Raw genomic sequence first — 21,886 nt, 5'->3', positions numbered from 1 at the left:
CTTTTTCTGTTTATCCGGCACTTGGGGACGTTCCTTATCTGCCGGCAGTTTGGGACACTCCTTTAGTCATTGGGGACGTTCTTAAACGGCTAGCCGTTGGGGACGTTCTTAAACGACTAGTCGTTGGGGACAGTCTTGGGGCTTCTGCACGCCCTCCCGTTCGGTTTTTCGATGGGTGGGTATACTTTCCACCGCATTACAGGCCGGAATGAGGAGGTATCCAAATGCCGGACAACGGATTGATTCAAAAGAGAGACGCGCACGAGATGGCTCATGGGCGTCCTGTCCAGATAACCGAGCACACGACGGTAACCGAGCTGCAGCCCAGCCTGTCCGATGTCGTGTGCGCAAACAAAAAGCTGCAGATTGGCTTTATCGTTGCGCTCGTGGTGCTGGCGTTGCTGTCGGGATTTGTCGCACGCCCACATTTTGCCGATACCAAGACTTGGGACTCCACCATCGAGGTCATCGACCAAAAGAAAGGCAACGTACTGGCGCTCACGACCTCGTGCGTGGCGCTGTCTGCGGGCATTACCGCGCTGCCGGGTGATACGGGAACGCCGGTTGCCGAGCAGCTCGCACAGCTTTCGGGTAACTTGGGCATCGTGCTCGCCGTGCTCTACCTCGAGAAATATTTGCTCACGATATTGTGGTCGGTTGGCTTGGGCATCTTAATCCCGTTTGCGCTGGTGCTCTTTGCGATCTCACTTGGCTTTCATGGGCGCTGGAGTACGAGCGCCGTCCTGCGCCGCGTGGCGACGCGCGTGCTGGTGGTTGCCGTGATTGGCATGGCGCTTGTACCCGCGAGTGTGTGGGTATCGCAAAAGGTCGACGAAACGTATCGCGTAAGTATTGAGCAAGCTGAGCAAAAGGCAGCGGACGCTGCGGACACGGCCGGCACCACGGACAAGTCAGCCGAGACCAGCTCAAAATCGAGCAAGAAAAAGTCCGAGACCACGGGGTCCAAAAACGTACTCGAGCAGTTGACTGACGGGGCCTCGAGCCTGGTCACGTCGGTAACCAGTGGTGCCAAGCAGATGACCGACGAGATCGTGCGGCAGGTGACCGATCTGATCGAAGGCGTCATCGTGATGATCGTGACTTCGTGCGTTATCCCGCTGCTGGTGCTCGCGGCGTTTCTGTGGCTGGGACACACGCTACTGGGGATCGATATCTCTGGCCCGGCGAACTATCTGACGGGTCGTTTCTTGAGCGCTCCGTCCAAACATGCCAAGAAGAGTGGACAGTCTGAGTAGGCGGCAACGCGATCTTTGGAAGATCAACCGCAAGAAGGGCGGCCGAGACACGTTCTTGGCCGCCCTTTTGTTTGTTGAACACGTGGTCGCTACGTCTGCGCCGGGCCCAAGCGGTCGGCAATCATCCGTAAACGGTATTTGTTCAAAAAAGAACAAAGATAAACAAATAATGGTTGCAGTCGGTGTTCGAATGTGTTCAAATAAACATGAACAGTGAAGAACCGCACATTCAGATGCCCGGACCTGAACGCGATTCAACACTTCCAAACAGAAACTACGCACCTGCGTATCTCTCAAGGAGGATGTCATGAGGGTTGTAATCGCTTCCGATGCCGACGGTATGTCGATGAAGGAGTCCATCAAGGAGATGCTCATCGCCGACGGTCACGAGGTCATCGACTATTCCGAGACCCCTGCCGCGGACTTTGTCGATTCCGCCACCGCCGTTGCCAAGGACCTGCTGGAGCACAAGGATTCCCAGGGCTTCGCATTCGATAAGTACGGCGTCGGCTCCTATATGGCCGCCGTCAAGATCAAGGGTATGGTCGTCGCCAACATTTCCGACGAGCGTTCCGCCTACATGACCCGCGAGCACAACGGCTCGCGCATGGTCACCATGGGCCCGGGCGTTGTGGGCACCGAGGTTGCCAAGAAGATCGCCCGCGAGTTCCTGCGCGCCCAGTATGCCGGCGGCCGTCACCAGATCCGTGTCGACATGCTCAACAAGATGGCCTAACGAGAGCCACCGAGAACTCGAACTTCTATCTCAACTTGTGAATTCAGACGAAAGGACGTTCTGATGAAGAAGACCATCGCAATCGGTTGCGACCATATCGTTACGGACGAGAAGATCTATCTGGCCGACCGCCTGGAGCAGGCTGGCTACAAGGTGCTCGACTGCGGCACCTACAGCCACACCCGTACGCACTATCCCATCTACGGTAAGGCCGTGGGCGAGGCTGTTGCCAGCGGCAAGGCCGACTTTGGCGTGGCCCTGTGCGGCACCGGCATCGGCATCACCAACGCCGTCAACAAGGTTCCCGGCGCCCGCTGCGCCCTGGTTCGCGACATGACCTCTGCCCTCTATGCCCGTCGCGAGCTCAACGCCAACATCGTGGGCTTTGGCGGCAAGATTACCGGCGAGTTCCTGATGGCCGACATTATGCTTGCCTTCCTGGAGGAGCCCTACGAGAAGACCCCCGAGCACGATGCCCTGATCGCCAAGATCGATGCCTGCAATAAGGCCGACGCCGAGGCTCAGGCTGACCCGCACTTCTTTGACGAGTTCCTCGAGAAGTGGGACCGCGGCGAATACCACGACTAAGGAGGTCACGCGGTTTTACCAAACCGCGTAACGGGTCGACGCTGCGCGGCGCTCAGGCACCCCATCTCGCTGCTCAAACCGTCGCTCGCGTACATGAAGTACGCGTCGCTCCTCTTTCGCGGCGACCTGGGGCACCTGAGCGCCGCTCGCTGACGTTGGGGGTACCTGCAGGGTTACCACTGTTGTTGCGAAGCGTTCTGGTGCGGCGAGCAGCTCCGATAACACGTTTGCTTGCTTGGCTTGAGTGCTTCGCTCTTGGCGGTCCCCGGCATTCTGCAGCTTTTCAATTGACGGCTCGCGTTTCTGTGAGGGGGCGCGGGCCGGTTTTCTATCAGCCCCACTGACTCGGCGGGCTGTCGTACGAAAGGGGAGACTCCTATGGAGTTTGTTCTTGATAACGGTTCTATTTGTGTGGCACTGAGCACGGCTGGCGGATCGTTCACTTCGATTAAAGCCAACGGTCGCGAGTACCTGTGGCAGGGCGATCCTTCGGTCTGGTCGGGCCAGGCACCCATTTGCTTCCCGATTTGCGGCGGCCTTCGTGATGGCCGCGCGATGACCATGGGTGGCCGCGAGGTCAAGCTTGCCCGCCACGGCTTTGCCCGCAAGCAGGAGTGGAAGCTCGAGGAGCAGGGCGACAACATGGTTGCGCTGAGCCTCAGCTCTGCCGACCATGCCGAGTTGCTCGAGCAGTACCCGTATCCGTTTAAGATCGTTGCGCGCTACACGATCGATTCGGAAAAGGTGGCCGTGTCGTACGAGGTGACCAATGAGGGCACCGAGGATATGCCGTTCTTTGTGGGCGGTCACCCCGGCTTTAAGTGCCCACTCGATGAGGACGAGTCCTACGACGATTACGAGCTTCGTTTTGAGCAGCGTGAGGCCGCCGACCTCTGCACTGCCGTTCCCTCGACGGGCTTGATTGATGTTGAGCATCGCAGCAAGAACCCCATGATCGGCCAGAACCTGCCGCTTACCCACGAACTCTTTGACTTCGCGGAGACCATCTTCGACGTGCTCGAGAGCCGCGTGGTTACGCTGACCAAGAAAACCGAGGACAAGGGCGTGCGCCTGACGTTCCCCGATATGCCGTACCTGATTGTGTGGAGCAAGCCCGAGGGCGACTTTGTGGCTGTTGAGCCGTGGGGCGGCCTGTCCACCTGCTCCGACGAGGACGATATTCTTGAGCACAAGCGTGGCTGCCTGGTGGCCAAGCCGGGAGAGACCGTCACCCGCGGCTTTGAGATCGAGATCCTTTAACGAGTTATCGTATGTTTGGGGCGGGTCATGCCGCCCCGGAACAGGAGTTCAACATGATTCTGACCGTTACCATGAACCCGTCGATTGATACGCGCTATCAGCTCGACAAGCTGATCATCGACGATGTTAACCGTGTGACGCCCGAAAAGACCGCTGGCGGCAAGGGCCTCAACGTGAGCCGTGTGCTGCTGCAGTTGGGCGACGATGTGCTCGCGACCGGTCTGCTCGGCGGCCACATGGGTGCCTATATGGCCGAGCTTATGGATGCCGACGGCGTCAAGAACGACTTTGTGCCCATCGCCGGTGAGACGCGCATTTGCCTGAATATTCTGCACGAGGGTAATCAGACCGAGCTTTTGGAGAGCGGCCCGCAGATCGCCCCGGCCGAGCTCGAGGCCTTTACGGCCAAGTTCGCCGAGCTTGCAGCGAAGGCGGACGTTGTGACGCTTTCGGGCTCGCTGCCGCGTGGCGTCGATGCCGGCTACTATGCCGAGCTCGTCAAGATCGCCGAGGAGGCGGGCGCCAAGGTGCTGCTCGACACCTCGGGTGCGTCGCTGGAGGCTGCGCTGGAGTCCGACGCTAAGCCTGAGCTCGTAAAACCCAATCTGACCGAGATTAACGGCCTGCTGGGTACGTCCTTTACGACCGATGATGTCGATGCCCTGCGCGAGGCGCTTGCCGCCGATAGCCGTTTTGCCGGTATTCCCTGGGTTGTCGTTTCGATGGGCGCTGCCGGTTCGGTGGGCTTCCATGAGGGTCGCGCGTTCCGCGCCAAGACGCCCGCGATTGCGGCTGTGAACGCGACGGGTTCCGGTGACTCGACCATCGCCGGCTTTGCGCATGCGATTGCTGCTGGTGCCGACGACGTCACGGTGCTCAAGACCGCCAATACCTGTGGCAAGCTCAACGCCATGGATCCCAAGACCGGCCACCTGGTCATGGACCGCTGGGACGAGATCTACAGCAACGTTGTCGTGACTGAACTGTAGGGTTACGGCGTTTTACCAAACGCCGTAACGGCTCGACGCTGCAAACGCCCCTAAGCGGCAATCTGACGTTCAATCGTCGGGCATGACCAGAAGGTCAATGCCCTCCTCTTTCACGTCACCTTGCTCGCTTAGGGGCGTTTTCGCTGACAATGCCAAGACATCGGCGTTGCCTTGGTCGCAAGTAGTCATTGGGGACGTTCTTGTTTGACTAGTCATTTAAGAACGTCCCCAATGACTAGCCAATAAAACGGCGCCCGCCGGCGATGTTGCCGGGGGGCGCCGTTTTATTGAAGACGAAGTGATCCGTTTTCCTTCGTCCGAAAGGGATCATTACAGCGAGTCGATAAAGCGCTGCTGGGCGGCGCGGCCGGCTTCGTCCCATTTAAAGACGCCGGCGTTGTCGAGCACGTGGCCAAACACCACGCCGACCTCCTCGTGCAGGATATCGATGGCGTTGTCCGCCGTAAGCTCGTCGGCACGGCGAGCGTAGACGTCTTCCGCCCATGCGGCGTGGCTGCGGCAAAGGTCGTCGCTCTCGAGAGCGCCGGCAAGATCGTAGCTGGCATCGGCTTTGGCCGCCAGCAGGTGCTCGCGGACAGCGCCGAGCTCGGGAACCAAGCGCGGCGGCAGGATGGCCAGGCCCATGACCTCAATCAGGCCGATGTTCTCCTTTTTAATATGGTGATACTCGGCATGCGGGTGGAACACGCCCAGCGGATGCTCGTCGGTCGTGATGTTGCAGCGAAGCGCCAGGTAGGCCTCGTAGATTTCGCCGCCGGCATTGCCGCGGGAGTCGACGCGGCGGATGACGGGCGTCACCGTGTTGTGCGCCACGCCGTCGGCTGTGCGCGCGATGACGCCCACCGACTCATCGGTCCACTCGCGCCAGGCGAGGATAATCTTCTCGGCAGCGTCGAGCAGCTGAGCGCGGTCATGCGAGCGCAGGCGCAGCACCGAGAGCGGCCACTGCAACACGGTACCGCTGACCTGGTTAAAACCGGGCACGCTAAACTGCGAGACCTCGGCGGCGTGCATCATGGGGAACTCGTGCGCGCCACCCTGGAAGTGGTCGTGCGACAAGATTGAGCCGCCTACGATGGGCAGGTCGGCGTTAGAGCCGATGAAGTAATGCGGGAACAGGTCCACAAAGTCGAGCAGGCAGGTCAGACCCTTGCGGTCGACGTGCATCGGACGATGCTCGGAGCTCATGGCAATGCAGTGCTCGTTAAAGTACGCGTACGGGCTGTACTGGAAGCCCCAGCGCTCGCCATTAAGCTGAATGGGAATAACGCGCAGGTTCTGACGGGCGGGATGAGCGCCTCCGTCGGCTGCGGCGGAGCGTCCGGGATACCCCTCGTTTTCGATGCAGAGCTGGCAGGCGGGATACTTCTCGCCCGTGTTCTTGGCTGCACCTGCCGCGGCGATATCGCGCGGGTCCTTTTCGGGCTTTGACAGGTTGATGGTGATCTCCAGGTCACCCCAGTTGGTGGAAGTGCTCCATTTGATGTTGCGCGCGATAGCGGCGCGGCGCACGTAACCGGCGTCACAGCACAGGCCGTAGAACCAGTCGGTCGCGGCGCGGGGCTCGTTGACGCCCATACGTCCGTTGAACTCCTCGTTTACAGCCGAAGGCCTCGGCATGAGCACGCCCATGATGCACATGGCGATGCGGTCGCGGCCCGACGCCGTGTCCTCGGCGGCGCCGTTGGTAATGGCAGCCTCGGCAAGCGCGGCAAGCGTGCCCTCCAGGTCAAAGTTGGGGAGTGTATCGGGGTGCAAGAGCGAAATCTTCTCGGTCTTGAGTGCCCAAGCCATGTCGAGTGCGGGGCCCGTGGCGCCGATGCACTCCAAAATGGTGTTGTAGGCCCAGATGCGATCGTCCTGTCCGATCATCGATCGGTGGATGGCGTACTCGATCAGGTTCTGTGCGGCCTCGCGCACGTCAGTCATTACAGCCATGCCGCGTAAGCCCCCTTGTCAGAGATGGCGTAGTGACGGGCAGAGCCCTCGCCCAGCCAGCTGTTCATCTTGGCAATGAAGGTGTCGACCAGGTCGAGCGGCACGAAGGCCTGGATGGTGCCACCAAAGCCGCCACCGTGGATACGGACGGCGCCGCGGCCGTCGAGCACGTGCTCGGCCAGCGCCAGGGCATACATGGAAGGCTGCTCGGAACCCAGCTTGGCAACAACATTCTGCAGGTACATGGCGGAGCTGGCGCCGGACTCGCGCGTCAGGACCAGGAACTGATCGATATCGCCGGCGTTAAGGGCCGCCCAACGCTTATCGACCAGGCCATTCTCGTACCAGTAGTGAACGGCGCGCAGGCAGGCACGGTCGCCCAGCTTGGCACGCAGCTCGGGGAGTTTGGCGTCAAAGTCGGCAACATCGACCTCGCATAGGCGTGCCTTGCCAAACTCGGCAGCGACGTCCTGCATCTCGCGCGGAACGGCGGCGTAGTCGTCGGTAGCTGCCACATGGTCGGCGCCAACTTTAACGAGCACGAGCGCATAGCCGTGATCCTCAAAGTTGAGCTCGAGCTTTTGGGTCTTAGGCTGGGCTTGATCCTCAAAGTCCATGTAGGCGAGGCCGCCCAGGCACACGGCGGCTTGGTCCATCAGACCGCAGGGCTTGCCGTAGTAGTTGTTCTCGGTGCGCTGGCTCATCTGAGCGAGCGTGACGGGTTCAATGGCGGGCGCGCCCCAGAGCGTCTCCATGGCACGGCCGTACGCGGCTTCGACGGCGGCAGAGCTGGAAAGGCCACCGCCCGAGGGGACGGAGCAGGTGAAGGCGAAGTCGAAGCCCTTGGGCTCAACACCAAGCGCTGCGACCTCGTGGGCCATGCCGCGGACGAGGCTCGCGGACATGCCCTTCTCGGACTCCTGAACATCCAGTGTGTCGAGCGTGACCTCAAACGTAGGATAGCCCTCGTCGGCGACGCGGACCTTGTTGGAGTCGGTTGCCACGGCGATGCCGTCGACAGCGACATCGAGCGAGCCGGCGATAACGTGGCCGCCCTCGTGGTCGGTGTGGTTGCCGCTGATCTCGGAACGCCCGGGCGCGTGCACGTAGAGCACCTGGCGGTCGCCGATGGGGCCAAACTCCTCCTCAAACAGCTTAGTGAGCGTGGCGAATGTCTTTTCGTCGGGCGTGGTCATGGGAGTCCTTTCTTTGGCGCGCACGGGTGAGTTTTGCGTCGTTATGAGTACGTTAACAATTTGAAGCGGCATAAACCAAGTGTTCACAATACCGCACGTTACAGGCTATGTTAACGTACTCATAACACAACGCTTATCACTTTTTGAGAATCTGGTAATCGGTAGAAATTCAGCCGTGAACGGTATTGCCGTATGGACTTATAGAGCAGAAGAGTTGCGGATTGAAAAAGTAGAGTACGTTAACATGCGTCCGACGATAGCGGGCCTCGGCGCGGGGTGTATTTCTGCCCGGGCTGGCATGCACGCTATTCAGATCTCGCAAGGGTGAAGGTGATCCTGTGGCAAGGCGTCCGTCCAACGATACAGGTACGCGTCCGGTTTCCATGGCCGACGTCGCCCGCGCTGCCGGTGTTTCGCAGCAGACGGTTTCGCGCGTTGCCAACGGCCTCCCTAACGTCAACGAGCAGACGCGCCAGCGCGTGCAGGCCGCTATGCAAGAGCTCGGCTTTCGTCCGAGTTATGCCGGTCGCTCGCTGCGCGACGGCCGCTACCATTCGGTCGGTCTGTGCATCAACGATGTCACCAAGTTTGGCAACCTTTCAATGATCGACGGCATCGCCAGCGCTGCTCGCGAGCGTAATTGCGCCATCACGCTGGTCGAGATGTCCAAGACCGAGGAATTCTCGCTTGCCGAGGCAACGCGTCGTATGGCTGCGCTGCCCGTGGACGGCATCATCATCGGCATGAGCCGTATGGCGCCCGATTTTGAGACGTTTGATCCACTGCCGGGCATTGGCACGGTCATCGTTACCATGTACGCGCATCCGCGCGTGACCACGGTCGATTCCGACCATTACGGCTGCTCGTTATTGCTTATGGATCACCTGTTTGAGCTGGGGCACGAGCAGATTCGCTATATTGGCGGCCCGTCCTTCTCGGTCGACGAGCAATTTCGTCGCGCCGGTTGGCAGGATGCGCTCGAGCGTAAACACATCGAGCCGGCAGAGCCGCTCGAGGGCGACTGGTCTGCCAACAGCGGCTACGAGGCCGGCAGATATCTGGCCGAGCACGATCGCACCATGACAGCGATTTATGCGGCAAACGACCAGATGGCAAACGGCGCAATTGCAGCGCTGCGCGATAGCGGCCTGCGCGTGCCCGAGGACGTGAGTGTGGTGGGCGTTGACGATTCACTCGATGATTTTGTGGCGCACAACGAGCTCACGACCGTGCGATTCGATCTACATCAGCGCGGACGCGAGGTGTTTGAGCATGCGGTTCCCGAGGCGGGTACGGCGGGCAAAACCGTTGCCATTCGTATTCCCGGCCAGCTCATTATTCGACATAGCACAGCAGCGCCGCGCATATAGTTTTTGTAGGTCAACAGCGGTATATTCCGTCTCAATAACAATCGATAAGGATGCTGGCAGATAGCCGTGGCTATGAAGACGAGTGCTATGATAGACGGGTTTTTTGTCTATCTAGGAGGCTTTGCCTGATGGAGATCACCAAGGATATCCGCTACATTGGCGTCAACGATCACGACATTGACCTGTTCGAGGGCCAGTATGACGTGTCCGAGAATGGTATGGCATACAACAGCTACGTTATCTTGGGCGACAAGATCGCCGTCGCCGATTCGGTCGACGGTGGTTTTGTCGACGAGTGGCTCGGCAACCTCGAGGCCGTGCTCGATGGCCGTACGCCCGACTACCTGGTTGTACATCACATGGAGCCCGATCACTCCGCCGGTATCGCCGCCTTTATGGAGCGCTATCCCCAGGCACAGATTGTGGCCAGCATGGGCGCTTTCCGCATGATGGTCAACTACTTTGGCACCGACTACCCCGAGCGCAAGATGGTCGTCAAAGAGGGCGACGTGCTCGATCTGGGCGGTCACAGCCTAACGTTTGTCGGCGCCCCCAACGTGCACTGGCCCGAGGTGATCTTCTCCTACGAGGCCACCGACAAGGTGCTCTTTAGTGCCGACGGCTTTGGCAAGTTCGGTGCTAACGACATCGAGGACCCGGAAGGTTGGGCTTGCGAAGCGCGCCGTTACTACTTTGGCATCGTCGGTAAGTTCGGCAAATTCGTGCAGACCGTGCTCAAGAAGGCCGCCGATCTGGATATCCAGATCATCTGCCCGCTCCATGGTCCTGTTCTTAGCGAGAACCTGGGCTATTACCTCGACACCTACAACACCTGGTCGAGCTATCAGTCCGAGGACGAGGGCATCACCATTGCCTACGCGAGCGTCTATGGCCATCTGAAGGCTGCCGTCGAGGAGCTCGCCGCAGCGCTCGAGGCTCGCGGTCAGAAGGTCTCCGTCTTTGACCTGGCTCGCGACGATATGGCCGAGGCGGTTGAGGACGCGTTCCGCTATGACCGTCTGGTGCTCGCCTCCATCACCTATCAGGGCGAGATCTTCCCGTTCATGAGCACCTTTATCCACACGCTTGCCGAGCACGCCTATCAGAACCGTACGGTGGCACTCGTCGAGGCCGGCTCCTGGGCGCCCACCGCTGCCAAGGTTATGACCAAGGAGCTCGAGGGCATGAAGGACATCACCCTGGCGCAGAACAAGGTGACCGTCCTGGGTTCGCTCAACGACGCCTCGCGCGCTCAGATCGAGGTTCTCGCCGACGAGCTTTCCAAGTAGCGATATTTCGCTTTTAACGAGCAAACCACCACAAAGGGGACAGGCACCTTTGTGGTGGTTTTTGTTTAAGCGCCGGCGATGAGGAGATTTGGGCGGGCGTTGTCGACGATCTCGGCGATTGAGGTGGCGACGGTATTATCAGGGTCGCTGTCCATCACGATGGTGTCGACGTCGGCGAGCTCGGCAAAGCGGTACATGCCACGTCCGTTGACCTTACTGGCGTCCATGAGGGCGACGCTTTGGCGGGCGGCGCCGACCATAGCCGCTTTGGTCTCGGCCATCTGCGGAAAGTCGGTCGTAAAGCCGCAGCCGGGAACAAAAGCGCCAGGGCACATGACGGCAAGGTCGGCGTGGACCATTTGGAGCGCCTGCATGGTAAGTGGGCCGTACAGATAGCGATGGCCTTTGCGCAGTGCCCCGCCCAGCATGACGACATCGACCGAGGGCATGCTCTCGTCGATGTAATCGGCAATGGTAATGTCGGCCGTGATGACGGTGATGCCATCGCGCTGGTCGAGGAGCCGGACAAACTCGAGAGCGGTGGTGCCCGAGTCGACGAGCAGGGTGTCACCGTTGCCGACGAGTTCAATGGCGCTTTGTGCGATGGCCTGCTTGGCGGCGACATTGACGTTGATGCGGCGATCCTGGGTGGATACGGTCAGTCGCTTCTGGAGCGACACAGCGCCACCATGCGTGCGGCGCAGCTTGCCGGACTCGGCGAGCGCGTCTAGGTCGGCACGGGCGGTAACGGAGGACACGCCAAAGGTCTGGGCGATTTCTGCCACCTGCACCGAGGCGTTATGTTCGAGCATCTCCATGATGGCAGCGCGACGCTCATCGGCGAAGGCTCGGGTTGTTGCATGGGCCATAGCTGCTCCATCCTCAACTTAAATTTGCAGGAATTGTGTTGAGTCTATTTTCGTTCATTTTCTTTTTAAGTAAGAAAACGCCTTTCGATTACTTATCTTTTCTATAAAAGAAAGATGATTCGCTTGAAAACTGCAATGTCGTATAGAGGGATCCGGCGCGAATCCCTTCCGTTTGCTTTTCAAAAACGAGTGTCTTGACCTGTGTGCCGGTGATATCTCATACGTGCGACGCCGTCGATTTTCATACAATGAGCGCAGTAAAACGCAAGGTAAAACGCCTTGTGAACAACTACGCCCGATGTCCAGATGCGGGCGAGGGAGAGGAGCAAACGCTCATGGCACTTGTTACCACCGAAAAGATGCTCAAGGACGCTCAGGCCGGCCACTACGCCGTAGGCGCGTTCAACGTCGAGAACCTCGAGTTTGTTATGGCCGTTCTGGCTGCTGCCGAGGAGACCAAGTCCCCCGTCATCATGCAGACCACCCCGGGCACCATCAAGACCGCTGGTCTGGACTACTTCTACGGCATGGTCAAGGCTGCCGCCGAGCGCGCTTCCGTGCCCGTCGCCCTGCACCTCGATCACGGCGATGGCTATGAACGCTGCATGCAGGCTTTCCGCACGGGCTACACCTCTGTCATGATCGACGGCTCGCACGAGTCCTTCGAGGACAACATTGCCCTGACCAAGTCCGTCGCCGATGCTGGCCGCGCCATGGGCGTGCCCGTTGAGGCCGAGCTCGGCAAGGTCGGCGGTAAGGAGGACGACGGTCCCGCGGTTGAGGGCGAGAGCCCCTACACCGATCCGGCCGAGGCCAAGGAGTTCGTCGAGCGCACCGGCTGCACCTCGCTGGCCATTGGCGTTGGCACCAGCCACGGTGTGTACACGAGCGATCCGCACATCGAGCAGTCCGTGGTCAAGGCCATCCGCGACGCCGTCGACGTGCCGCTGGTTCTGCATGGCACCTCCGGTGTGCCCGATGAGCAGGTTGCCGAGGCCGTGAAGAACGGCATCTGCAAGGTTAACTACGCCACCGAGCTGCGTCAGGCCTACACCAAGGGCTTCATGGCCTACATGGCCGAGAACCCTGCCTGCTTCGATCCCAAGAAGCCGGCCAAGGAGGGCATGCGTGAGATCACCGAGCTGGTTAAGATCCGCATGACCAACCTCAACTCTGTGGGCAAGGCAGAGTAACAGCAAGGGTACTTCGACTCGCTACATATCCCGGGGAGGGACGAGGGCTTAGTTCCCCAATCGTCCTCGGGCATGCAAAAAGCCTCGCTGCGCACTTCGTGCGGCGAGGCTTTTTGCCCCCTGCGGAAAGATTGGGGAACTAAGCCCTCGCCCCTCCCAGGTTGACCTACTCGAGGTCGTCGCCCTTGTGGCGTTAGGGCTGAAAGGGTGGGGCGCGTGGGTTATTTGGTTGTTAGGGTTAGTAGGTCGTTGGGGGTTTTGAGGTTGTAGGTGGCGTTTGGGATATCTTGGTGTGATCCCCATGCTGCTCGGGCAAAACTGACCCCTGCTGAAGTTGCGCATTGTTCGTCGTAGACGGTGTCGCCAACGTAGACGACGTTGCCAGGATTCGCGCCCGCACGTCGGAGATATTCGAGCATGGGTGCGGGTGCGGGTTTATGTTCGGTTGTGTCTTCGACAAGGATGATGTGCTCAAAATACTTATCGAAACCAAGGGGTGCAATTTCTTTTGCGTATTCGTCGCGCGCACGTGAGGAGACGATGCCAAGTTTGCAGCCGCTATCGGCGAGTGTTGCGATGACTTCAAGCAAACCTGGAAACACGCTGATGGTGCTTTTAAAGCTGGCGGCAACTTGGCACCAGCGATCCAACGTTGCCTGCGAGTAGATCCCAAGTTTCTCAAGGGCATCCTTGCCGGGTATGCCGAGGGCAAAGTCAAGCTCGTGTCGGGGAAGCGTTTTGCTGGTCTCTTCTTGGACAATCTGGACAAGCGATGACAGAACGCTTTCTTCTGTATCTGCCAATGTCCCATCAACGTCAAATACGATATGGTCAAAGTGCTTCATATGATTGCTCCTCTCTGTTGTTTGCCTGCAAGTTTGATGCAGTGACAGAAGAAGGGTTAGCGGGATTTCTGCCTGGTGCTATCGAGATTCTGCCTCACTGCTCGATAGCTCGAAGGAGTGCATCCCATTTGTTCTTTAAATACCTGGCCAAGATGGCTTGCTGTCGCAAAGCCGCATTGGCGCGCGACTGTCTGGACCGTTCGCGTGGTGTGTGTCAAAAGTTCGCAAGCACGGTTTACGCGGTATGCGCGCAGATATGCCGCCGGGGTCGTTCCTGCACAAGTTTCGATAATGCGGTAACACTCTCTTTCGCTTACGCCGGCTGCAGATGCCATCTGGGGCACATCTATAGCGGCTGCATAGTTTGCGCGGATAAAGTCCAGGATTGCCTTGAACTGTACGTCGCGGCTGGTCATCCAAGAGGCGCCGTCGGAAGAAAAGAGCGGTTCGGCCTTGGCGTTAATCTGAATCCAGAGCTCTGACAAACTATTTCGAAGCGCCATCTCGTTCTGCGGCCGTTGAAGGTCGTGGCTAAAGGAGCTCTTCAGCAAATCGATAAAGGGCATATCGTCGGGATTGGTGGGCGACCATTTGAGCACATCGACGCCTCGACATTGAAGCAATGGGTTGATGTAGCGCTTTTGGAGACGTCCCGCGGGATCGCCGAGCATCGACGGCTGAAAGATATGCAGCATTTGAATGGCTGGCGCCGAATTGGGTGATTGCAGCGTGCTGTGCAAAACGCCGCCGTTGATAAAGCCGGCGGACCCTTCCTCAAAGCGTACGTGCTCATGAGCCGCGCGCGTTCGATAGTCAATCGCTCCCTGCTCCATGTAGAAAAGCTCAACTTCGGAATGCCAGTGCCAGGGGACGGAATTGCCCGGATAGCGAGCGAATTCTGCGCGTTCGGCAATATAGGGCCAGTCTTCGGCGGTCTCGGGAAACGCTTCCTCGCGTCCTCCGCGGTGCAATTCTATGTGATCCATGTTTCGCATGGCATCAGTATAAAGCGCGATGGGCTTAGATTGCTCTTGCCTGTTCGGGGAACGCCTTGTCTAGGGATGCTTGGAGCTTTTCGAACGATGCTCGCAAGTTGTGCCTCTGGTTGGTCGAGCGTTTGGCTTTTGTGGTGGGGGAGTCGAGGAGGCCGTCTCTCTGTGTCGGGGGGAAGGAGAAAAGGTCTGCATGTTTTAGGGATGGCTGCCGTGTTACGGCATTGGAAGAATGCATGCTTATGCGGCCTCCTCGATGTCCACCAAAAGGTAGCGCACGGGGTGTGCTGCTAGGTCCTGTGCGTTGGCAGTATTATGCCGCGGCTGCTGCAAAGAAGCGCTAAAGAAAGGCTTAACCTGGTTTGGTGTTACGATGAAACTGCAGGTCAGAGGTATCGAGTAACACTCTTGAAAGGTTTTGAGCTTAAGGACTTTCTAAGGTTTGTGACGCGGATATGGCTCGCCTGTGTGAGGCGTGTGGGCGGCTCGTTCCTAGCGCTGCGGCTCTGCGGCGCGCACCTGCTCGATGACCTTTTCCATGGTGGCGTCGATGCAGTCTTTTTTGAGCTCGCATTCCCAGATGGTTATGGATGTCCAGCCCATTTGAGTGAGTGCTGCCACGGCAGCGCGGTCGCGCTCGACGTTGCGGCGGAACTTTGCCTCCCAAAACTCAACATTGCGCTTGGGCTGGCTCGGATTGCACTTAGGGCAGCGATGCCAAAAGCAGCCGTTGACGAAGATGGCGATCTTGCGCCCGGGAAAGGCGATGTCGGGCTTGCCGGGAACCTTCCATTCCAAGCGATAACCCGTAAGGCCCGCGGCCCGTAGGCGTTGTCGTACGAGCAGCTCGGGCTTGGTGTTGGCACGCTTGTTGCCCTTCATGGACTTTTTGATGGCGGCGCGACGGCGCACCAGTTCGCGCTCGTCAGCGGAGAGGTCCGAGGTATCGATGCCGTCGAGCAGACCGGGCTTGGGTCGCCTCTTGCTGCGGCGCTTGGCTTTGCGCTTGGGTTTGGTGGCGGGCTCGTCGGCCGTGGTGGCCTCGGCGTCGTTGGCAGTGCTGTTGACCTTAAGCCGATCTTCCTTCAGCTCAATCAGGGCATCGATAAGCCCCTTGTCGGCGGGCATCCATTTCACCGTGGCAAGCGAGGTGCGTGGAATCCAGCGGATATCGAGCTGGCGGTCGTGCTTCTGAGGCTCAGCGGATTCATCGGCGAGCGAGCAGTAGTAACACTCCATCGAGAGATGAAAATCGGGGTAGTCATACTCAACGGTGTAGAAATCGCGCAGGTTGGTGACTTTGACCCGCAGCTCTTCCATGAGCTCGCGGCGTACGGCGTCCTCGGGCGTCTCGCCGCGCATGAGCTTGCCACCGGGAAACTCCCAAAGTCCCTGCATGTCGCCATAGCCGCGCTGCACGGCAAGCAGCTCGTCAGATCCTTCCTTGCGAATGATCCCAGCGGCAACATGAACAGTCTTCAACAGGAGTCCTCTCTCAACATCAACACGTGGCAGGCTAGCTACTCGTACCTTACACAACGGTAAGGCAAGCGTAAGCCATATCGATGGTAGCCGACTCGGCTTCTTGCGACTATAGATGCCGTAGACTAATCGCAAGAAAGGACTCGGTATGCAAACCACGCACATGGCGACCCCGGTACTGGAGGTCGCGCATCTCGAAAAGGTATATGGAGCGCTGGGCAACGTGACCCGTGCGCTCAACGACGTCAGCTTTACCGTCAACCGCGGCGAATTTGTTGGCATCATGGGCGCTTCGGGCTCGGGCAAGTCGACGTTGCTTAACTGCGTTTCGACCATCGATAGCGCCACGAGCGGCACGATTCGCATCAATGGACAGGACGTAACACGCATGAAGCAGGCTAAGCTTTCGCAGTTCCGCCGCGAGGAGCTCGGCTTTATCTTCCAGGACTCCAACCTGCTCGACACGCTCACGGCACGCGAGAACATCGCCCTGCCGCTCACCATCGCCCGCACAAACTCGGCAGAGATCTCGACCCGCGTGCAGGATGTGGCAGCGCGCCTGTCCATCAGTCAGGTGCTCGACAAGTATCCCTACCAGATGTCCGGCGGTCAGCAGCAGCGCGTTGCCGCGGCTCGCGCGCTCGTCACCGACCCAACCATGATCATGGCCGACGAGCCCACCGGCGCCCTCGATTCCAAGAGCGCCCGCCTGCTGCTCGAGAGCCTGGAGGCTCTTAACCGCCGTCTACGCGCCACCGTGCTCATGGTCACGCACGACAGCTTTGCCGCCAGCTACACGAGCCGTGTGCTGTTTATTCGCGACGGCAAGATCTTCACCGAGCTGCGCCGCGGCGACACCGATCGCCGAGAGTTCTTCGACCGCATTATGGAGGTCGTTGCCATGATGGGCGGTGAGGGCTCCGATGCTCTGTAAACTCGCTTGGGGTAACGTCCGCCGCGCCGGCCGCGACTACCTCGTCTACCTTTTGACGCTCACCCTGGGTGTCACGGTCTTCTATGCCTTCAATACCGTCTCGATGCAGGTCGACATTGCCGGAATCGATGAAGAGGGCTTGGCGCAGGTTATGGGCAGCATGCTCGGCGACCTGACGTACTTTTTGGCCGGTGTCATGGCCTTTTTGATGGTGTATGCCAATAACTTCATCATGAAACGCCGCAAGAAGGAGTTTGGCCTGTATCAGGTGCTCGGCATGGGGCGCGGACGCGTCGCCACGATCATGGCGCTCGAGACGGTGATTGTCTCGGTCGTGGCCTTTGTCGCCGGCATTGTGCTGGGTGTGGGACTCTCCCAGCTCATGACGTTCTTTACGGCCTCGCTTTTTAAGACACAGATCGCCAATTTCCACTTCTTTTTCTCGGTGCATGCGTTCAATCTGACCCTTGCCTGCATGCTCGTAATGTTTGTGCTTACGCTACTGCTGAACCTTCGCGCCGTGCGTCGTACCAAACTCATCGAGCTTATGGGTGCCGAGCGTCGCAACGAGAGCATCAAGACGCGCAACCCCTGGATTGCGATTGCCATCTTTGCCGTGGGCGTGGTGCTTGTGGGTGTGGCCTATTACCGTCTGCTACGTGATGGGTTCCCGCTAACCGCGACGGACAGCAAGCTGCAAGAGGCCATGAACCAGTTTGGCATTACGACCGCTATGGTTACCGTGGGCACCTTTGCCCTGTTCTGGGGACTCTCGGGCATGCTCATCAAGCTGCTGCAGAGCCTGCGCGGCGTGTATTGGCGCGGCCTCAACATGTTTACCGTGCGCCAGCTTGCGGCCAAGGTCAACACGGTGTGCTTTTCGATGGGCGTCATCGCGATGCTCCTGTTTTTGGCCATCACCTCGGTGACGTGCGGTATGTCGATTGCCAATGTGATGAACGAAAACCTGGAGCGCTATAACCCTGTTGACGTGTCACAGACGTATGTCTATTACACGCCCGATACGCTCGACTACTACAAAGAGTACGTCAATCCGTCTGATGAAGCCGATCGCATGGTGCCGGCCGATACAACGGTCGATTTGTACCCCGCATGGCACGGCAGGGACAGTTCGGCGGACAACAACGACGAGACCGGCAAGAAGGTCGATATCGCCGATGTTGCCGGTGAGCATGTGCAGATCGATTCGTATCTGAGTTACCCGTTTGGCAGCTCGAATCCTTCGGTGACCCCAAGTGAGATGTGCAAGATCATGGGCGAAAAGCTTCCCAAGGCGTTCGGGGGTAGCAATGCCGATACGATGGGTCTGTTTGTGACGCCGGCGAGCCAGTACAACAAACTGCGTCAGATGATGGGTGAGGAGCCGGTGCACATCGGTCACGACCAGTATCTGCTCACGTGTGATATGGGCGGCGAGCTGGTCGACCTGTACACCAAGTATATGGCTGGTGGCCATGCCCTTACCTTGGGCGGGCATACGCTCAAGCCCGCAACCGATAAGTCGGACGAAGATACGGCGGCCATCGCCAACTCGGCGATGGGCAGTAATCCGGGTACCGTCGTCGTTGCCGACGAGCTGTTGTCCCAACTTAATCTGCAGCCGTATTCCAGTAGCCTGCTCGTTAACTACAAACAGGGGATGGATACGACCGAGGCAGACGAGAGCATTAAATACACTCTGCTCGACGATCTGCTCGTTGACGGCAAGAAGCCGGGGTCGTGGGGAACCTTCATCACACGCTCCGAGATGTACACGCAAGCAGCGCAAATGAACGGTCTTATTAGCTACCTAGCCATCTACATCGGCTTTGTATTGGTCGTTGCATGCGCGGCGATTCTGTCGATCCAGCAACTCTCCAACGTGGCCGATGGCAGCCGCAGCTATCGTGTGCTGGCACAGATCGGCTGCGACGACCGCCAGATTCGCCATTCGGTGATGGCGCAGCAAGCGGTATTCTTCCTGTTCCCGCTGGCAGTGGGCCTAGCGCACTCCTTTGTGGCACTTAAGGTGATCATCGAGCTGGTGAGCATATTCGGAAATATGAGCATCGGCGGCACCGTGGGCCTCACCTGTGCGATCTTCCTGGCAGCCTATGGTGGCTACTTCCTGGTGACGTACCTCATGAGCGCCGGCATGGTACAAGCTGCCATCGCCACCCGCTACAGCGAGTAACAAGCGGGCAAAACCGTCGCAAAACCAACGCGAACAGCCGCCGCGAACGGGGTCCGGACCCTTTTCGCGGCGGTTTTTTGTCTATCGGATGCCTCTCAGATGCAAGTGAGTAGACTTTTTTGGACTTGTCGAGCACACCGCGCCAAACGCTCAATAAAACCGCAGGTCAGGGCGGTGGTGTTTTGGGGCGTGCTCGGCATCCCGCCAAAAGCCTACTCACTTGGTTTTACTGCTAGAAAACCGCCGCGAGGGAAAGTAGCTCCCTCGCGGCGGTTTTGGCATTTGCCCAGATAAAACCTGCCAAAATAAACCTGTCCCTTTTTGGTAGGTTATCGTTTCCAAAAGTGGAGGATGAGCGTCGTGCGGTTTTGCTGCTCAGTTTTGACCAGGATGTTGTGGATATGGGTCTTGACGGTGCCCACGGCAAGGAAGAGCTCGTCAGCGATCTCTTGGTTCGATTTGCCCAACACAACCAGACGCATGACTTCGGTTTCGCGGTTGGAGAGCTTGTAGGCGTTGCGATAGAAGGGCATCTGCTCTTCGATGTGTCGATCAAGATCGCTGACGTTCTTTTCCTCGGGCGCCTCCTGCATGCGAATCGAAAGCACGTGATAGGCATAGATGATCAGCAGAATCGCAAAGTAGCACGCAAAGATGTTCTCGCTAAAGTTGCGCTCGGACAGGTACAGCTGCAGCCAAGAGGGTGCCAGGCTCATGGGAACAACAAGGATGTTGTAGAAATCCTCGGCAACGATGCACCCGACCAGAATGGCGCCGATAATGAGGTGCTTTCGTTGATTGTTGACGCGCGCCTTAAGCTCGACCTGCGTGCTTTTATGCGCCGTCCAAAAGATATACAGTCCCACAAATACAAGGAATACCTGACGCATCGTGTAGTAGAGCCATTGATGCATGGGGCCGTAGGGGACAGCGACAATGACCAGCAGCTCGCTCAGGAAGAACGTTGCGACGGGAATAACAAACTGCTTTTTTGAATGTTTGTCGAGCAAGTCCATGGCAATGAGCCAGATAAAAGCTTGTGAAGCGGTCGCCACAAGGGTCCGCAACACAGGCATGGTAATTGAGTAATAGTCGCTGGCTGGAAAACTCTGGTTTTGCAACGTGTATTCAAAAAAGAAGATCTCGGTCATCTCGATGGCATAGCAAATAAAAACGCCGCTGCCATAGATAAAGAAGCGTCGACGAGACGAGGCATAGGCGGCAAGCGAAAGCACTGCCGTCACAATACAGATCACGAGTATCGCTAGGGTATAGAAGAACATCAGGGTGTTCATCTGCCACCGTCCCATCTCATTTCATCTATGGCCGAGCCCTGTATACCTTGTGGGATATAGACGTCTCAACCCTTCGTTCCATTGCGGATTAGGCGCCGAGATACAGCATAGCCGTATACCGTTCGCGGTTCTAGATAGTAAACCCCCTGCAAGCTGGCTACCTGCGGGTTTATATTGGTTTAGAGGGGGTGTAACTCCGTGAACGGTCTTTAATCCCGAATAAACTAGGTAAAAATTGCATACGGGTGAATGATGGTCTTGTCAACACGAGGCGTGATGTTCGAGCGCCTCATAGCAATAGTCGGCACGACCGGCGGAAAGGAATCGACATGGCGCTGCCTAAGGATTTCATCGACACCAACGACTTCACCAAAGAGCAGATCCTGGCTATCGAGGATCTTGGCCTGGCAATGAAGAAGGCCATCAAGGTTGACGGTTATTATCCGCACCTGCTCCGCAACCAGAGCCTTGGCATGATCTTCCAGCAGGTTTCCACCCGCACCCGTCTTTCCTTCGAGACCGCTATGACCGACCTCGGCGGCCATGCTCAGTTCTATGGCCCTGGCACCATCCAGCTCGGCGGTCACGAGTCCCTGGGCGACACCGCTCGCGTTATGGGCTCGCTGCTCGACATCATGATGGCTCGCGTTGACCGTCACAAGGACGTCGTCGGCCTCGCCGAGGGCTCCGCTGTGCCCGTCATCAATGGCATGTCCGAGTTCAACCATCCCACGCAGGAGATGGGCGACCTCATGACCATGCTCGAGAACCTCCCCGAGGGCAAGAAGATCGAGGACTGCACCCTGGCCTTCATCGGCGACGCCACCCAGGTCTGCGTCTCCCTCATGTTCATCGCCTCCAAGGTCGGCATGAAGTTTGTCCAGTTTGGACCCAAGGGCCACCAGATCCCCGACGGCGGCCTGCACGTTGGCACCGTTGAGGAGCGCGCCGAGTTCGGCAAGCAGATGATGGCCATCGCCGAGGAGAACTGCAAGGTCTCCGGCGGCTCCGTCGTCATCTCCGACGACATCGAGTGCATCAAGGGCGCCGACTTCATCTACACCGACGTGTGGTATGGCCTGTACGACGAGGAGGTCTCGGGCGAGAACTACATGGACGTGTTCTACCCCAAGTATCAGGTCACCATGGACATGATGAACTTCGCCGGCCCCAACTCCAAGTTCATGCACTGCCTGCCGGCCACTCGCAACGAGGAAGTCGTCGACGAGGTTATGGACGATCCCGAGCGCTCCCTGTGCTGGGTCGAGGCCGAGAACCGCAAGCACTCCATCCGTGCTCTCCTCGCTGCCCTGGGCAAGCGCACCCCGCTCAACGACGAGGGTGTCGAGTACTCCGCCAAGGCCGAGCTTCACGCCGCTCTCGAGGCTCTCGAGCAGCTCTAAGCCTTAAGCCTGCTAAACGCACGTTTGCGGGCGGCG

The 21,886-nt window shown here is 58.5% G+C and carries 18 protein-coding genes; 11 read left to right on the top strand and 7 right to left on the bottom strand.

Annotated elements, in window-relative coordinates; genetic code table 11:
- Nucleotides 1-224: 224 nt before the first annotated feature.
- From ACRX4W_RS06850 to ACRX4W_RS06830, 5 genes are all read left to right on the top strand, one after another.
- Nucleotides 225-1,256 (top strand): hypothetical protein, encoded by a 1,032-nt coding sequence (locus ACRX4W_RS06850; protein ID WP_432299757.1) that lies wholly within the window; start codon nucleotides 225-227, stop codon nucleotides 1,254-1,256.
- Between the two features lie 307 nt (nucleotides 1,257-1,563).
- The gene (gene lacA / locus ACRX4W_RS06845) at nucleotides 1,564-1,992 is read left to right on the top strand and encodes a galactose-6-phosphate isomerase subunit LacA (protein ID WP_432299756.1); all 429 of its coding nucleotides are present in this window, start codon (nucleotides 1,564-1,566) and stop codon (nucleotides 1,990-1,992) included.
- Between the two features lie 63 nt (nucleotides 1,993-2,055).
- The gene (gene lacB / locus ACRX4W_RS06840) at nucleotides 2,056-2,580 is read left to right on the top strand and encodes a galactose-6-phosphate isomerase subunit LacB (RefSeq protein WP_006234831.1); all 525 of its coding nucleotides are present in this window, start codon (nucleotides 2,056-2,058) and stop codon (nucleotides 2,578-2,580) included.
- 378 nt (nucleotides 2,581-2,958) lie between these two features.
- Entirely contained in the window at nucleotides 2,959-3,840 is an 882-nt protein-coding gene (locus tag ACRX4W_RS06835) for an aldose 1-epimerase family protein (protein ID WP_432299754.1), read from the top strand.
- Between the two features lie 53 nt (nucleotides 3,841-3,893).
- Nucleotides 3,894-4,829: a hexose kinase gene (locus tag ACRX4W_RS06830; RefSeq protein WP_432299753.1), complete on the top strand. Its 936-nt coding sequence runs from the start codon at nucleotides 3,894-3,896 to the stop codon at nucleotides 4,827-4,829.
- 330 nt (nucleotides 4,830-5,159) lie between these two features.
- Here the strand turns inward: ACRX4W_RS06830 and ACRX4W_RS06825 are convergent, their stop codons facing one another.
- Together ACRX4W_RS06825 and ACRX4W_RS06820 are read right to left on the bottom strand one after the other, a co-directional pair.
- Nucleotides 5,160-6,788 carry a UDP-glucose--hexose-1-phosphate uridylyltransferase gene (locus ACRX4W_RS06825; RefSeq protein ID WP_432299751.1) on the bottom strand — a complete coding sequence of 543 codons (1,629 nt, stop codon included), beginning with the start codon at nucleotides 6,786-6,788 and terminating at the stop codon, nucleotides 5,160-5,162.
- Entirely contained in the window at nucleotides 6,779-7,984 is a 1,206-nt protein-coding gene (locus ACRX4W_RS06820; RefSeq protein WP_432299749.1) for a galactokinase, read from the bottom strand. The genes ACRX4W_RS06825 and ACRX4W_RS06820 overlap by 10 nt, the downstream gene beginning before the upstream one ends.
- 383 nt (nucleotides 7,985-8,367) lie before the next feature.
- Here ACRX4W_RS06820 and ACRX4W_RS06815 point away from each other — a divergent pair, with 383 nt between their 5' ends.
- Together ACRX4W_RS06815 and ACRX4W_RS06810 are read left to right on the top strand one after the other, a co-directional pair.
- Nucleotides 8,368-9,354, top strand: a complete 987-nt coding sequence (locus tag ACRX4W_RS06815) for a LacI family DNA-binding transcriptional regulator (RefSeq protein WP_432299788.1) — start codon at nucleotides 8,368-8,370, stop codon at nucleotides 9,352-9,354.
- 128 nt (nucleotides 9,355-9,482) lie between these two features.
- Nucleotides 9,483-10,643, top strand: coding sequence for an FprA family A-type flavoprotein (locus tag ACRX4W_RS06810; RefSeq protein ID WP_432299747.1), 1,161 nt, complete (start codon nucleotides 9,483-9,485; stop codon nucleotides 10,641-10,643).
- Between the two features lie 65 nt (nucleotides 10,644-10,708).
- Here ACRX4W_RS06810 and ACRX4W_RS06805 read toward each other — a convergent pair whose 3' ends face one another.
- The gene (locus tag ACRX4W_RS06805) at nucleotides 10,709-11,512 is read right to left on the bottom strand and encodes a DeoR/GlpR family DNA-binding transcription regulator (protein WP_432299745.1); all 804 of its coding nucleotides are present in this window, start codon (nucleotides 11,510-11,512) and stop codon (nucleotides 10,709-10,711) included.
- Nucleotides 11,513-11,847: 335 nt separating this feature from the next.
- Between ACRX4W_RS06805 and ACRX4W_RS06800 the strand changes: the two genes are divergently transcribed.
- Entirely contained in the window at nucleotides 11,848-12,705 is an 858-nt protein-coding gene (locus ACRX4W_RS06800) for a class II fructose-bisphosphate aldolase (RefSeq protein ID WP_432299743.1), read from the top strand.
- A 221-nt stretch (nucleotides 12,706-12,926) separates the two neighbouring features.
- Here ACRX4W_RS06800 and ACRX4W_RS06795 read toward each other — a convergent pair whose 3' ends face one another.
- From ACRX4W_RS06795 to vsr, 3 genes are all read right to left on the bottom strand, one after another.
- Nucleotides 12,927-13,550 carry an HAD family hydrolase gene (locus ACRX4W_RS06795; protein WP_089572377.1) on the bottom strand — a complete coding sequence of 208 codons (624 nt, stop codon included), beginning with the start codon at nucleotides 13,548-13,550 and terminating at the stop codon, nucleotides 12,927-12,929.
- Nucleotides 13,551-13,606: 56 nt separating this feature from the next.
- On the bottom strand, nucleotides 13,607-14,536 hold the full coding sequence (locus ACRX4W_RS06790; protein WP_432299740.1) for a helix-turn-helix domain-containing protein: 930 nt from the start codon (nucleotides 14,534-14,536) through the stop codon (nucleotides 13,607-13,609).
- A 498-nt stretch (nucleotides 14,537-15,034) separates the two neighbouring features.
- Nucleotides 15,035-16,024, bottom strand: coding sequence for a DNA mismatch endonuclease Vsr (gene vsr, locus ACRX4W_RS06785; protein ID WP_432299738.1), 990 nt, complete (start codon nucleotides 16,022-16,024; stop codon nucleotides 15,035-15,037).
- A 148-nt stretch (nucleotides 16,025-16,172) separates the two neighbouring features.
- Between vsr and ACRX4W_RS06780 the strand changes: the two genes are divergently transcribed.
- Both ACRX4W_RS06780 and ACRX4W_RS06775 read left to right on the top strand, forming a co-directional pair.
- Nucleotides 16,173-16,958 carry an ABC transporter ATP-binding protein gene (locus tag ACRX4W_RS06780; RefSeq protein ID WP_006234847.1) on the top strand — a complete coding sequence of 262 codons (786 nt, stop codon included), beginning with the start codon at nucleotides 16,173-16,175 and terminating at the stop codon, nucleotides 16,956-16,958.
- Nucleotides 16,948-19,152 (top strand): ABC transporter permease, encoded by a 2,205-nt coding sequence (locus tag ACRX4W_RS06775; protein WP_117774341.1) that lies wholly within the window; start codon nucleotides 16,948-16,950, stop codon nucleotides 19,150-19,152. Before ACRX4W_RS06780 ends, ACRX4W_RS06775 begins: the two co-directional genes overlap by 11 nt.
- A gap of 329 nt (nucleotides 19,153-19,481) precedes the next feature.
- On the opposite strand, the gene ACRX4W_RS06770 is transcribed toward ACRX4W_RS06775, so the two are convergent.
- A complete protein-coding gene (locus ACRX4W_RS06770; RefSeq protein ID WP_158558644.1) occupies nucleotides 19,482-20,447 on the bottom strand; it encodes a response regulator transcription factor in 966 nt (321 codons plus the stop codon).
- Between the two features lie 329 nt (nucleotides 20,448-20,776).
- On the opposite strand from ACRX4W_RS06770, the gene ptcA reads away from it, so the two are divergent.
- The gene (gene ptcA, locus ACRX4W_RS06765) at nucleotides 20,777-21,850 is read left to right on the top strand and encodes a putrescine carbamoyltransferase (RefSeq protein ID WP_117736104.1); all 1,074 of its coding nucleotides are present in this window, start codon (nucleotides 20,777-20,779) and stop codon (nucleotides 21,848-21,850) included.
- Nucleotides 21,851-21,886 lie beyond the last annotated feature (36 nt).

Origin of the sequence: Collinsella aerofaciens, from assembly GCF_964283865.1 — a bacterium.
GTDB lineage: Bacteria > Actinomycetota > Coriobacteriia > Coriobacteriales > Coriobacteriaceae > Collinsella.
Note: the sequence above shows the minus strand (reverse complement) of the source record. Positions and strands in the feature narration are given on the sequence as shown.

What these genes read in the sequence shown, in the direction of transcription:
- ACRX4W_RS06835 (WP_432299754.1), top strand. Translation starts at nt 2,959, where the DNA reads ATGGAGTTTGTTCTTGATAACGGTTCTATTTGTGTGGCACTGAGCACG.
- ptcA (WP_117736104.1), top strand. Translation starts at nt 20,777, where the DNA reads ATGGCGCTGCCTAAGGATTTCATCGACACCAACGACTTCACCAAAGAG.
- ACRX4W_RS06780 (WP_006234847.1), top strand. Translation starts at nt 16,173, where the DNA reads ATGCAAACCACGCACATGGCGACCCCGGTACTGGAGGTCGCGCATCTC.
- ACRX4W_RS06810 (WP_432299747.1), top strand. Translation starts at nt 9,483, where the DNA reads ATGGAGATCACCAAGGATATCCGCTACATTGGCGTCAACGATCACGAC.
- ACRX4W_RS06825 (WP_432299751.1), bottom strand. Translation starts at nt 6,788, where the DNA reads ATGGCTGTAATGACTGACGTGCGCGAGGCCGCACAGAACCTGATCGAG.
- ACRX4W_RS06830 (WP_432299753.1), top strand. Translation starts at nt 3,894, where the DNA reads ATGATTCTGACCGTTACCATGAACCCGTCGATTGATACGCGCTATCAG.
- ACRX4W_RS06795 (WP_089572377.1), bottom strand. Translation starts at nt 13,550, where the DNA reads ATGAAGCACTTTGACCATATCGTATTTGACGTTGATGGGACATTGGCA.
- lacA (WP_432299756.1), top strand. Translation starts at nt 1,564, where the DNA reads ATGAGGGTTGTAATCGCTTCCGATGCCGACGGTATGTCGATGAAGGAG.
- ACRX4W_RS06775 (WP_117774341.1), top strand. Translation starts at nt 16,948, where the DNA reads ATGCTCTGTAAACTCGCTTGGGGTAACGTCCGCCGCGCCGGCCGCGAC.
- ACRX4W_RS06815 (WP_432299788.1), top strand. Translation starts at nt 8,368, where the DNA reads ATGGCCGACGTCGCCCGCGCTGCCGGTGTTTCGCAGCAGACGGTTTCG.
- lacB (WP_006234831.1), top strand. Translation starts at nt 2,056, where the DNA reads ATGAAGAAGACCATCGCAATCGGTTGCGACCATATCGTTACGGACGAG.
- ACRX4W_RS06850 (WP_432299757.1), top strand. Translation starts at nt 225, where the DNA reads ATGCCGGACAACGGATTGATTCAAAAGAGAGACGCGCACGAGATGGCT.
- ACRX4W_RS06805 (WP_432299745.1), bottom strand. Translation starts at nt 11,512, where the DNA reads ATGGCCCATGCAACAACCCGAGCCTTCGCCGATGAGCGTCGCGCTGCC.
- ACRX4W_RS06790 (WP_432299740.1), bottom strand. Translation starts at nt 14,536, where the DNA reads ATGGATCACATAGAATTGCACCGCGGAGGACGCGAGGAAGCGTTTCCC.
- ACRX4W_RS06800 (WP_432299743.1), top strand. Translation starts at nt 11,848, where the DNA reads ATGGCACTTGTTACCACCGAAAAGATGCTCAAGGACGCTCAGGCCGGC.
- ACRX4W_RS06820 (WP_432299749.1), bottom strand. Translation starts at nt 7,984, where the DNA reads ATGACCACGCCCGACGAAAAGACATTCGCCACGCTCACTAAGCTGTTT.
- ACRX4W_RS06770 (WP_158558644.1), bottom strand. Translation starts at nt 20,447, where the DNA reads ATGAACACCCTGATGTTCTTCTATACCCTAGCGATACTCGTGATCTGT.